Below are 14,058 nucleotides of genomic sequence, written 5' to 3' on the forward strand. Positions count from 1 at the left end.
TCCACCCGATCCAACCCCGGCGCACCCCCGACACCGAGCAACACATCCTCGAGCGACCAATCCACATACGGCCCAAGCGCAATCGCACACTCACTGAACCGGGACCGGAAAACCTCCGAACCCCCCAACAACACACGACCCATCCCCACCCACTGCGAACCCTGACCCGGAAAAACAAACACCACACCCTCAGCACGCACCCCCGAACCCGCGATTACACCCGCTCGCTGCTCACCCTCGACAGCAGCAGCCAAACCCGCCAGCAACCCATCCCGATCAGCACCGAGCACAACCAACCGGTCCTCGAACACCGAACGACTCGACACGAGCGACGAAGCCACATCCCGAACGTCAGCCTCCGGACGCACCCGGATCCACTCCGCCAGACGACCGGCCTGCGCGCGCACCGCAGGCCCACCGCGACCGGACACGACGAGCGGCACGACCCGGGCCGATTCGGTCCCGCCGACCGCCGGTAGAGCTGTCTCGGGCGGCTGTTCGAGAATGATGTGCGTGTTGGTACCGCTGACGCCGAACGAGGAGACAGCCGCGCGGCGTGGTCGATCCACCTCCGGCCACGGCGTGTTCTCCGTCAAGAGCGAAACCGCACCCGACGACCAATCCACATGCGGCGACGGCTCATTCACATGCAACGTCCGCGGCAACACACCATGCCGGATGGCCTGCACCATCTTGATCACACCCGCCACCCCGGCCACCGCCTGCGTGTGACCGATATTCGACTTCACCGACCCCAGCAGCAATGGCCGATCCGCCGGCCGATCCTGCCCGTACGTCGCGAGCAATGCCTGCGCCTCGATCGGATCACCCAAACTCGTACCCGTACCGTGCCCCTCGACGGCATCGACATCCGCTGCCGACAACCCGGCCACCGACAACGCCCGACGAATCACCCGTTGCTGCGCCGGACCATTCGGTGCCGTCATCCCATTCGACGCACCGTCCTGATTCACCGCCGTGGACCGCACTACAGCCAACACCTCGTGTCCCAGCCGCTGGGCATCCGAGAGGCGCTCGACCAACAGCATGCCGACACCCTCGGACCAGCCCGTACCGTTCGCTGCGGCGGAAAACGCCTTGGACCGCCCGTCCGGGGACAGCGCACGCAACCGGCTGTATTCCACGAACGTGTCCGGCGCGGCCATCACGGTCACGCCACCGACCAGCGCCATACTGCACTCACTCCGGCGCAGGGCCTGACCGGCCAGATGCAGCGCCACCAGCGACGACGAACAGGCCGTGTCCACGGTCATCGCCGGGCCCTCCAGGCCGAGGACGTACGCTATCCGGCCGGACAGCACGCTGCCCGCATTGCTCGTCCCGAGCAGCCCCTCCAGATCCTCGGGGATCGCGGACAGGCGAGCCGCGTAGTCGTGATACATCTGGCCGGCGAACACCCCGACGTCCCGGCCCTTCAGCGACAACGGGTCGATGCCGGCGTTCTCGATCGCTTCCCAGCTCGTCTCCAGCAGCAACCGCTGCTGCGGGTCCATCGCCAGGGCCTCGCGGGGCGAGATGCCGAAGAACTCCGCATCGAACTGCGCGGGATGGGATAGGAACCCGCCCTCCCGGCAGTACGACGTGCCATGTTTGTCCGGGTCCGGGTCGTACAGGCCGGCCAGGTCCCAACCTCGATCCGACGGGAAGTGCGAAATCGCATCACCACCGCCGATCACGAGTTCCCATAGCTCCTGCGGGCTGGTCACGCCGCCCGGGAAGCGGCAGGCCATTCCTACGATCGCGATCGTTTCCTCGGCGTCGCCGGACGTAAGCCGCGGCCCATCCGAGGGCCGATCACGACGCCCCTCGGCCGCACTGAGCAGGTGATCGGTCACTGCCTCGGTGGTCGGGTGATCGAAGACCAGCGTGGCGGGGAGCCGGAGGCCGGTGGCCGCCGACAGGCGGTTGCGCAGTTCGACCGCGATCAGCGAGTCGAATCCGAGGTCGCGGAACGGTTTCGACGTGTCCACCATCGCGGTGTCCGCGTGGCCCAGGGCCGTCGCCACCTGCGCGCGGACCAGACCGAGTACCCATCCGCGCCGCTCGGCGGCGGGGATCTCGTGTACCCGGGTGGCGAACGTGTCGTCGGAGGCGCCGGCCACGCTCGCGATCCGCCGGACCGCGGAGACGACCAGGTCGCGGAGGATATGTGGCACATCGCCGGACGCGGCCCGGGTCTGCAGCGTCCGCAGATTGAGCCGGATCGGCAGCAGCGCGGCGCGCGAGCTCATGAGGGCGGCGTCGAACAACGCGCAGGCTTCGCTGGTCGACAGCGGATCGATGCCCCCTCGACTCATCCGACTCAGGTCGGCCGAGCCGAGCCCGGCCGTCATTCCGCTCGTGTCGCCCCACAGCCCCCAGCCGAGCGAGGTGGCGGGCAGTCCGAGCCGATGACGATGCTCCGCCAAGGCATCCAGGTAGGCGTTCGCCGCCGCGTAGTTGCCCTGGCCCGCATTCCCGAATGTGCCGCCCGCCGACGAGAACAGCACGAACGCCGACAACGGGAGATGAGCGGTCAGCTCGTGCAGCGTCCACGCCGCGGCCGCCTTCGGCGCGAAGACCGTGTCCATCCGCTCCGGCGTGAGCGAGGTGAGCATGCCGTCGTCGAGGACGCCCGCGGCATGCACGACCGCCGTCAGCGGGTGCTCGGGCGCAATCGCGTCCAGCAAGCGCGCCAGCGCGGCCCGATCGGTGACGTCACACGCCACCACCTCGACCTCGGCGCCGGCCGCGTGCAGCTCGGCGACCAGCTCGGCGACGCCGTCCGCAGCCGGCCCCCGGCGTCCGGTCAGCAGCAGACGACGAGCGCCGCGCCCGACAAGATGACGGGCAAGCACCGCGCCCAGCGTGCCCGTTCCGCCGGTGATCAGTACCGTTCCCGGCCGCTGCCAGTCCGGTCCGTCGGTGCCGCTATCGCGCGCGACGCGATGTAGCCGCGCCACCGACAACGTGTCGCCGCGCGCAACGACGTGTGGTTCGTCCAGCGCGACGGCGTCCAGCACCGTCCCGCGGCGGATCGCTTCGGCGTCGGCCTCCACTAGCAGAAACCGGTTGGGGTGCTCGGCCTGCGCCGACCGCACCAGCCCTCCGATAGCGGCCGCGTCGAGGTTGTCCCCGCCGGTGCCGCGATCGGTCAGCACCACGAGCCGGGTCAGCTCCAGCTCCGGATGCGCAAGCCACTGCTGGAGCACGCCCAATACGTCTCGCGCCGTGCGTCCGGTCGCCGGCAGCACGGCCGTGTCCGGAATCGATTCCGCGGCAGCGAGTTCGGGCGGTCCGCCGTGCACAGCCACGGTCATCCCGCGCCCGGTGAGACCCGCGACCAGTTCGCCGGACGAGGCATCCCCGGCGAGAACCACCCAGGTACCGTTCGCCGCGGGCGCGGCGATGGCCTGCGTCCAGTCCACGGCGAACAGGTGCTCATAGCGTTGCCGGTTGCTCCGGACCCGATCGGTATCGACGGGGCGCAGCACCAGCGAGTCGATGGTGAGGACCGGCGCGCCGCTCGGGTCGACGGCGATCAGGCTGATCGTGTCATCGGCCATCCGGCGGATCCGGACGCGCAACGTGGACGCCCCGGCGGCATGGAGGACCACGCCACGCCAGCTGAACGGGAGTCCCCCCTCGATCTCGCCGTCGACATTGTCGGTGACCAGGCCGATCGCGTGCAGCGCCGCGTCGAACAACGCCGGGTGCAGCCCGAATCCCGCGATGCCGGCGTCCTCGACGTCGACGGGCATCGCCACTTCCGCATAGACGGTCGTGCCGTCGAGCCAGGCGGCACGGAGCCCACGGAACACCCCGGCGTAATCGAAGCCGGCCCGGTCCAGCCGGTCGTACACGTCATCGACCGGAACCGGCGTCGCGCGCACCGGGGGCCACGCGCCCAGCTCGGCGTCCACGGCGGCCACGGCCACCGGCGTGAGTACACCGCTGGCGTGCTGCGTCCAGTTGTCCGGCTCGACGGTGCCCAGCATCCGATCGACGTGCGGACGAGAGTGGATCTCGATCGTCCGGTGCCCGTTCCCGTCCGCGCTGCCGAGTAGGACCTGGAGGTCTATCTGGTCTCCCGATCCATCGGCGAGCACCAGTGGCGTGTGCAGGACGAGTTCCTCGACGTGCCCGCAGCCGACCTGGTCGCCTGCGCGGATCGCCAACTCCACGAAGCCCGCCCCGGGGAACAACACCGCGCCCGACACGGAGTGGCCGGCGAGCCAGGGCTGGGCCGACAGAGACAGCCGGGCCGTCAGGATGACCAGATCGCTGTCCGCCACGGAGAGCACCGTGCTCAGCAGTGGATGCCCGGTCGTGCCGAGCCCCAGCGACGCCGCGTCCGTTTCGGTTCCCGCTGCCAGCCAGTACCGTTCGCGCTGGAAGCGGTAGGTGGGCAGCCGCATCGGGCGGCCCTTTATCCCCATGCCGTGCAGAACGGCAGTCCACTCGACGGGGAAACCGGAGACGAACAACTCGGCGACCGCGCTCAGCAACGCCTCGGGTTCGTCGCGGTCGGCCCGCAACGCCGGAACCGCCACCACACCACGATCAGCCAGGTTCATGCCCGTGATCGCCGCCAACGTGCCACTCGGCCCGACCTCGAGGAACCCCGTGATGCCCTGCTCGGAGAGATACGTTGTGGCGTCGTGGAAACGAACCGGGCGAGCCACATGCTGCACCCAATACCCCGGCGACGTAGCTTCCTGCTCGGTCAGCAACTCACCGGTGCTGTCAGAGACAACCGCAACCCGCGGAACACACAACTCCACCTCACCGAGGACCCGCTCGAAATCAGCCAACATCGGACCCATCCGCGGCGAATGAAACGCGTGAGACACACTGAGCCGCTTAACCTTGCGACCCACCCCCTGCCAATAATCGGTCACCTCGCCGACCGCGTCCTCATCCCCCGACACCACCACCGCATCCGGACCATTCACCGCCCCCACCGCGACCCGATCCCGCCAACCATCCAACCGCTGCAACGATTCGACGACCTCGGCCTCACTCGCCTCCACCGCCACCATCGCTCCGCCTGGAGCCAACCCTTGCATCAACCGGCCCCGCGCCACCACCACCCTGGCCGCATCCGCCAACGACAACACCCCCGCCACATACGCCGCGGTCAAACCACCAACCGAATGCCCACACACAAAATCCGGTACCACCGACCACGACTCCAGCAACCGGAACAACCCCACCTCAACCGCGAACAACCCCGCCTGCGTATACACCGTCTGATCCAGCAAACCCCCAGCCCCACAACCCGATTCACCGAACATCACCTCACGAATCGGGCGATCCAACCACCGATCCAACTCCACACACACCTCATCCAACGCCCGCGCGAACACCGCGAAACACTCGGCCAACCCCCGACCCATCCCCACCCGCTGCGAACCCTGACCCGAAAACACAAACGCCAACCGACCCAGTCCCGCCCCGATGGAACCGCGCGTCACGCCGAGCGACGCATCCCCACGGCTGACGGCACCCAGACCGGCCAGCAGTGCCTCGCGATCACCGCCCAGGATGACAAGCCGATCCTCGAGTGCCGCCCGCGTCGACGCCAATGCGGCAGCCACATCGGCGATCGGCTGATCTGGATGCTGTTCGACCCACGCCGCCAGCCGGTCCGCCTGCGCCCGCAACGCCGCGGGTCCACGCGCGGATATCAGCCACGGCACCGGGCCGGAGAACTCCGCTCCGACAACCTCTTCGACAGCGGTCTCCGGTGCCTGCTCGAGGATGGCGTGCGCGTTCGTGCCACTGATCCCGAATGACGACACCGCCGCACGACGCGCACGACCTACCTCCGGCCACGGTGTGTTCTCCGTCAACAGCGTGACCGCACCCGACGACCAATCCACATGCGGGCTCGGCTCATCCACATGCAACGTCCGCGGCAACACCCCATGCCGGATGGCCTGCACCATCTTGATCACACCCGCCACACCCGCAGCCGCCTGCGTATGACCAATATTCGACTTCACCGAACCCAACAACAACGGACGATCCGACGACCGCCCCTGCCCATACGTCGCCAGCAGAGCGTGCGCCTCGATCGGATCCCCCAGCGCGGTACCAGTCCCGTGCGCCTCCACCGCATCCACGTCGCCCGGCGCCAAATCAGCGGCTGCCAGCGCCTGGCGAATAACCCGTTGCTGCGACGGACCGTTGGGCGCCGTCAAACCATTGCTCGCACCGTCCTGGTTGACCGCCGTCGACCGGACGACCGCCAGCACCGGGTGACCGAGCCGCCGAGCATCCGAAAGACGCTCCACCACAAGCACACCCACGCCCTCGGCCGGACCGAACCCGTCCGCCGACGCGGCGAACGCCTTGCACCGGCCATCCGGCGACAGCGCGCCCTGCCTGCCGAACTCCGTGAACATCGCGGTCGAGGACATCGCCGTCACGCCGCCGACCAGCGCCATCGAGCATTCGCCGCGGCGCAGTGCCTGACTCGCCAAGTGCAAAGCGACCAACGACGACGAGCAGGCGGTGTCGGTCGTCACGGCGGGCCCCTCGAGGCCGAGCACATACGCCACCCGCCCCGACAGCACGCTCGCCCAACTGCCCGTTCCCAGCAGGCCCTCCAGTTCTTCGGGGGCGGACCGCAACCGTGCCATGTAGTCGTGATGCGACACCCCGGCGAAAACACCGGTGCCGGTGCCCTTCAACGACAACGGATCGATGCCGGCGTTCTCCAGCGCCTCCCAGCTCGTCTCCAGTAGCAGCCGCTGCTGCGGGTCCATCGCCAGCGCCTCACGCGGTGAAATCCGGAAGAACCCCGCGTCGAATTCCGTGGCACCGTCCAGAAAACCGCCCAGCGGGGCGTACACACCCGCCGCATCCGTGCTGTCCCAGCCACGGTCGACGGGGAACCCGGATATACCGTCGCCGCCGGCCAGCACGAAGTCCCACAGTTGCTCCGGCGTCGCCACTCCACCCGGAAACCGGCACGCCATACCCACGATCGCCAGCGGCTCATCCGCCGGTACCGCGGCACGCCCGTCGGCCGCTGCGGGATGCTCACCCGCGAGCTCGCCGTGCAGGCGATCCGCCAGCGCTGCCGCGGAGGGATAGTCGAACGCCAGCGTCGTGGGCAGCGACAGCCCGGTCGATCGGTTCAGCCGGTTGCGCAGTTCCACGACCGTCAAGGAGTCGAAGCCCTGATCGCGGAAGGCCCGGTTCGGGTCGACCGCGGCGCCGTCGGCGTGACCGAGCACGACGGCGACCTGTTGTCGCACCAGCTCCAGCACGGCGTGGCGCCGCTGGGCACCGGGCAGGCTCGCGAGCCGCGCGGCGAAGGCCGATCCCTCGGTGTCATCGAGACCGGCGAGGTACTGCCGCACCTCGGGAATCTCGTCGAACAGCGTGCTGGTGCGCTCCGACGTGTGGGCGAGGTGGAACCGCTCCCACGCGATGTCCGCAACAGTGACGCAGACGTCGCCGGTGTCCAGCGCGGTGCGCAGCGCCCGCAGTGCCTTCTCCGGTGGAATCGGTGGAACACCGTGCCGGGCAAGCCGATCCGTTCCGGGACCCCTGTCGCCACCGGACCAGGTGGACCAGGCAATGGATGTCGCGGGCAGACCGCGGCCGCGGCGGTAGTGCGCCAGCGCATCCAGATAGGCGTCGGCCGGGGCGTCGTTCCCCTGCCCGGGTGCACCGACCACTGAACCCAACGAGGAGAACAGGACAAACTTCGCGATACCGAAGGGTTCGGTCAGCTCGTGCAGGTGCCATGCGCCGGCCATCTTCGCCGCGAGCAGATCGTTCATCTGCCGCGGCGTCAGTTCGTCGACGCGGACGTCGTCGTCCGGCGTGCCCGCTGCGTGAAAGACCGCGGTCAGCGGGTGTTCCGGCAGGATAGTCGTCAGCACCCGGGCCAGGGACGCTCGGTCGGCGACATCGCAGGCCACGATCTCAACCTCGTTGCCTGCGGCATTCAGTTCGGCGGCCAGCGCCTGCGCGCCCGCGTCCTGGGGGCCGCCGCGGCTCAGCAGGAGCAGCCGGGCACCGCCCTGCTCACCGATCCAGCGGGCGATGCGCGCGCCGATCACACCGGTGCCGCCCGTGATGAGAACCGTACCGTCCGGCTGCCACCGCGTTGCGTCGTCCGGTACTGCGGGGAGAGCAGGCACCAGCCGGCGGGCGTATGCGATGCCCGCGCGGATGGCGAGTTGATCTTCGCCCGCGTCTCCGGCGATGACACCGCAGAGCTGCACCCAGTCACGGGGGCCCGGCTTGTCCGGGAGGTCGACCAGGCCGCCCCAGCGAGTGGGGTGCTCGAGCGCCACGACTCGGCCGAGACCCCAGAGGAGCGCCTGCGCCGGGTGGGTCAGCACGTCCGGCCCACCGGTCGTCACGGCGCCCTGGGTCAGACACCACAGCGGCGTCTCGACGCCGGTGTCTCCGATTGCCTGAACAAGTTCCAGTGTTTCCGCTGTCCCCGCCGCGACGCCGGGAAGGTCGGGATGCGGTTGTCCGTCGAGTCCGAGCAGCGACACCACGCCGGTCACGACGTCGATGCCGGTCAGTGCCTCCGACAGCCGGGCACGCCATGCCTCTCGGTCGCCCGTCCGCCCGTCCGTGGGATGGACGAGGACGGCCTCGGCTCCGTGCGTGTTCAGCGCCGTCACACACTCCGCTGCGATTGTGGTTTCGGAGGATGCAGCCACTATCCAGGTGCCGGACAGCGTCGGCGTCACCTGGGTGTTTCGCGGTTTCCACGTCTCTCGATATCGCCAGCCGTCGATCTCCGAGCGGGTGAGCTGTGCCTTGCGCCAGGTCGACAGGACCGGCAGCACGGCCTCCCACTCACGCGCCGAAGCAACGCCCGTCGAGCCCGGCCCGAATGCGTTCATCAGCTCGTGCGCATCGCCGCGTTCGACGAGCCCCCAGAACTCCGCATCGCCTTCCCCCACCCCGGTGACGCCCGCGTCCTGCAGCCAGTACCGCTCATGCTGGAACGCGTACGTGGGCAGCGGCACCCGCCGCCCTCGAATACCCGATCCCCCGAGGACAGCCACCCAGTCGATGTCGATGCCGGACACGAACAACTCGGCGGCAGCCGTGAGGAAGCGTTCGAGGTCGTCCTCGTCGCGACGCAGGCTGCCGATGGCGAGACCAGATACCCCGGCCGTGTCGAGGGTGTCCTCGATGCTCATCGTCAGTACCGGATGCGGCGACACCTCCACAAACGCACGATGACCAGCCTGGATCAACGCCTCGATCGCCTCGTGGAATCGCACGGTCTGCCGCAGATTGGTGAACCAATACCCGGCATCCAACGCCGTCGTGTCCAACGACTCGGCGGTGACGGTGGAGTAGAACGGCATCCGCGATGTCTTCGGCTCGATCCCGGCCAACCGGCCCAACACCGTCTCCCGAATCCGGTCCACCTGCACCGAATGCGAGGCGTAATCCACCGGGATATCCCGACAACGGACATCGGCCAGTACGTCTTTCACCATGGCCAATTCCGCTGGCGCCCCCGACAACACCACCGCATTCGGACCATTCACCGCCGCCACCGAGACCGCACCGCAGGCCAGCCGATCGGCAAGTCGCTCGTGCACTTCACGCTCGGACAACGGCACCGACAACATCGCGCCGGCACCCGCAAGCTCCCGCAACGCCTGGCTGCGCAGCGCAACAACCTTCGCCGCATCCTCGAGCGACAGTGCCCCCGCAACACACGCGGCAGCGATCTCCCCTTGCGAATGCCCCACCACCGCAACAGGTTCCGCACCCCAGGACTGCCACACCGCCGCCAACGACACCATCACCGCGAACAACACCGGCTGAACCACGTCCACCCGATCCAGCCCCGGTGCACCCTCGACGCCGAGCAGCACCTCGCGCACCGACCAGTCCGTCCACCTCGACAGTGCCGTATCGCAGTCGATCAAACGCGCCCGGAATACCTCGGAATCGCGGAGCAGGACACGTCCCATCCCTACCCATTGCGAACCCTGGCCTGGGAATACGAACACCGCACCCTCGGCGCGCAGTCCCGAGCCCGCGATCACACCGGCTGCCGGCTCGCCCCCGGCAGCGGCTGCCAAACCCGCCGGCAACCCATCCCGACCGGCACTCAATATCACCAAACGGTCCGCGAGCACCGATCGCGACGACACCAACGACACCGCTAGATCAGCAGGATTCAGATCCGGACGCGTGCGCACCCATTCCGCTAGACGACCGGCCTGCGCCCGCATCGCCACGGGGCCACGGCCGGACAACACCAGTGGAACCAAGCGGCTCGGTTCTGCTGCTGCGGGCTCCTCGATCTCGATCTCCGGTGCCTGCTCGAGAATTACGTGCGCATTGGTCCCACTGACCCCGAACGCCGACACACCCGCGCGGCGTGGTCGATCCACCTCCGGCCACGGCACGTTCTCGGTCAACAACGACACCGCACCCGACGACCAATCCACATGCGGCGACGGCGCATCCACATGCAACGTCCGCGGCAACACACCATGCCGCAGTGCCTGCACCATCTTGATCACACCGGTCACACCCGCAGCCGCCTGCGTATGACCAATATTCGACTTCACCGACCCCAACCACAACGGACGCCCCACCGGCCGACCCTGCCCATAGGTCGCCAACAACGCCTGCGCCTCAATCGGATCACCCAAACTCGTACCCGTACCGTGCGCCTCCACCACATCCACATCCGCAGACACCAGACCAGCGCTCGCCAACGCCTGACGAATCACCCGCTGCTGCGATGGACCGTTCGGCGCCGTCAACCCGCTACTGGCGCCGTCCTGGTTCACCGCGCTTGCCCGGACGACCGCCAGTACCTCGTGCCCGAGCCGCTTCGCATCCGACAACCGCTCGACCACGAGCACACCGACACCCTCGGCCCAGCCGGTACCGTCCGCCGACGCCGCAAACGCCTTACACCGGCCGTCCGGCGCCAAACCTCGCAGCCGGCTGAACTCCACGAATGTGCCTGGCGTCGTCATCACCGTCACGCCGCCGACCAGCGCCATCGAGCAATCACCCTGCCGCAGTGACTGACCCGCCAGATGCAGCGCCACCAGCGACGACGAGCAGGCCGTGTCGGTCGTCACGGCGGGCCCCTCGAGACCGAGCACGTAGGCCACCCGGCCCGAAACGACACTGAGCGCGGACCCGGTCAGCAGATAGCCGTCGGTCTCTTTATGGGCGCGGTGGGCCACCATTGTGTGATCCGGGGCGCTGGCGCCGATGAATACGCCGATATCGCGGCCATGCAACGACAGCGGCGAAATTCCCGCGTTCTCGATGGCCTCCCAGCTCGTCTCCAAGAGCAGCCGCTGCTGCGGATCCATCGCGAGCGCCTCACGCGGTGAAATACCGAAGAATTCGGCATCGAAATCGCCCGCATCGTGCAGGAACCCGCCTTCGCGGGTGTACGACGTACCCTCGTGTTCCGGGTCGGGGTTGTACAGGTTCTCATTCTTCCAACCACGGTCGTCCGGGAATGCGGAAATTGCGTCGCCGCCCTCGGTAACGAAATTCCAGAAATGCTCCGACGATCGAATGCCGCCGGGCAGGCGGCAGGCCATTCCGACGATGGCCAGCGGCTCGGCAGCACGCTCCTCCAGCTCGGCAACACGCCGGCGGGTGCTTTCCAGCTCGGCCATCGTCCGCTTGAGATAAGCGAACATCTGCTGATCGTCAGCCATCACAGCTCCCCACCGTCCGGGCCCGGTGCATCCAGCGGATCCGTGCCGAGCGCGTCATCTATCAGTTTGTACATTTCGTCGGGAGTCAGGCCGTCGAAGCTCCGCGCGACGGCATCGGACGAATTCTTCGCCGACTCTGGGGATAAAAGCAGTGACCCGATACGCTGGTCGATCAGCTGACGGATACGGTCCGTGATCGGCTCATTTCGAAGGGCATTCTCGAATGCCGCCAACGCAGCCGGGAAGGTCGATTCTTCCGCGCTGATCCGCTGCGCAATGCTCTCAGCGAGCAGGGTCACCGTAGGAAAGTCGAAGAGAATGGTGGGCGGTAGCTCGAGGCCAGTGTTCTTGCCTACCTGATTGCGAAATTCGATCGCCGTGATCGAGTCGAAGCCCAGATCGAGGAAGCCCCTCGCGGTGTCGATCTCGGCCGGTTCGGTATGACCGAGAGTGGCCGCCGCGCAGGTCCTGATCAGCTCGAGAATCTGCCGGCGTCGCTCGGCTTCGGGCAGTCGTGCCAACAGCTCCGCCGCCGGGTGTTTCCCCTGTCGCACCGGTTCGGCAAGCACCGCTGCGACACCGGGGAGGTCGTGCAGCAGCGGCCGGGGACGTGCCAGCGCAAACGTCGGGTAGAACCGTGACCAGTCGGCATCGGCGACCGTTAGGGTCGTCACTCCCCGGCCGAGCGCATGCCGCAGTTCGGCAGTCGCCTCCCCCGGTGACAGTGAATGCAGCCCGAGACGGTCCAGTGCGCTGCCGGATTCGGCGTCCACCATGCCACCGCCGGCCCAAGGACCCCACGCCAAGGCTGTCGTCGGCAGGCCGAGATCGCGGCGGTGTTCGGCCAGCGCGTCGAGGAACGCATTGCCGGCGGCATAGGCTCCTTGTCCGCCGCCGCCCCACACGCCGGCGACCGAGGAGAACAAGATCAGTAGTTCCGCGCGACCACGCTCGGCGAGCACCTCGTGGAGCACCTGCGCGCCGGTCACCTTGGCGTGCACGATGCGGGAGAACATCGCCGGGTCGAGTTCCGCCACGGCCGTGTCCTCGTTGACTCCGGCGGTGTGCACAACCGCCGACAGCGGATGATCTGCGGATATGTCGTCCAGCACCCGGACGATGGCGGCGCAGTCGGTGACATCGCATGTCACAACCTCCGCCGGCGTTCCCATGGCGGCCAGTTCGGCGACGAGAGCGCTGGCTCCCGGCGCCTCGGGCCCGCCGCGGCTCAGCAGCAGAATCCGGGCCGTGCCGTGACCGGCGATCCACCGGGCAGTGTGCGCACCGAGCGCGCCCGTGCCACCGGTGATGAGGACGGTTCCGCTGGGTGTCCATTCCGGCCCGGCCACGGTGGCGGGTGCGGGCACTAGGCGGCGCAGGAACGTACCGGACGAGCGGATCGCCAGCTGATCCTCACCGGCACAGTCGGCCAGGATCGCGCAGAGATGGTCCCCGGAACTCGCGTCGATCGCCGCGGGCAGGTCGATCAGCCCGCCCCAACGCTGCGGATGTTCCAGTGCGACCACTCGGCCGAGGCCCCAGACCATCGCCTGAGCGGGGTGCCCGACCGCGTCGGAGGATGTCACCGATACCGCACCGCGCGTCAGACACCACAGCGGCGCCTTGATGTGCTGGTCACCCAACGCCTGAACCAGAGCGAGCGTATCCGCGCAGCCGACCGGCACCGGCCGGTGCCGCGGGTGCGGGCGGTCGTCCAAGCCGAGCAGCGAGACCACCCCGGCCAGGTCGTCACCCATTCCGGCCAGGTCGGCCAGCGCCGACGACCAGGCCGCACGGTCGAGCGGCTCGCCGATGGCCGATCCATCAATCACCACGACCTGCGCGCCATGGGCGCGAAGGGTCTCGACGACCGCAGCACTGACGCCGCCGGTTCCGGATGCGACGACGAGCCAGCTACCGGACAGCCGCGATGCCGGCGTTGCGGTACGCGGCTTCCAGGCGATGCGATAGCGCCGGCCGTCGGCCATCGTGCGCTCGTGCTGGGTCCTGCGCCAGGAGTTGAGCGCGGGCAGCACCGGCTCCCACTGCTGGGGGGTCAGGTCGGCTGCAGCGGGCCCGAGGGTGTCCATCAGCTCATCGACATCGCCGTCCTCGACGATCTCCCAGAACCGCTCCTCCGTACCCACCGCGGCGCTGGGCCCGGGACCCGGCGGAAGCCAGTACCGCTTGCGTTGGAATGCGTAGGTGGGCAACACTATTCGCCGTCCCCGCACACCCATCGTGTCGAGCACCGATACCCAGTCGATCTCACGCCCGGAAACAAACAACTCCGCCACCGCGCTCAGCAGCGCTTCGGGTTCGTCGCGGTCGGCCCGCAACGCCGGAACCGCCA

At 68.4% G+C, this 14,058-nt stretch carries 2 protein-coding genes; both read right to left on the minus strand.

The window, feature by feature from the left end:
• Window positions 1–11,705, minus strand: an 11,705-nt coding sequence (locus tag ABZ942_RS43675) for a type I polyketide synthase (protein ID WP_357392244.1), incomplete at its 3' end; no start/stop codon positions are given.
• On the minus strand, window positions 11,705–14,058 hold a 2,354-nt coding region (locus ABZ942_RS43680; protein ID WP_357392246.1), incomplete at its 5' end, for an SDR family NAD(P)-dependent oxidoreductase. The genes ABZ942_RS43680 and ABZ942_RS43675, both read right to left, overlap by 1 nt.

Origin of the sequence: Nocardia sp. NPDC046473 (assembly GCF_040645995.1) — a bacterium.
Taxonomy (GTDB): domain Bacteria; phylum Actinomycetota; class Actinomycetes; order Mycobacteriales; family Mycobacteriaceae; genus Nocardia.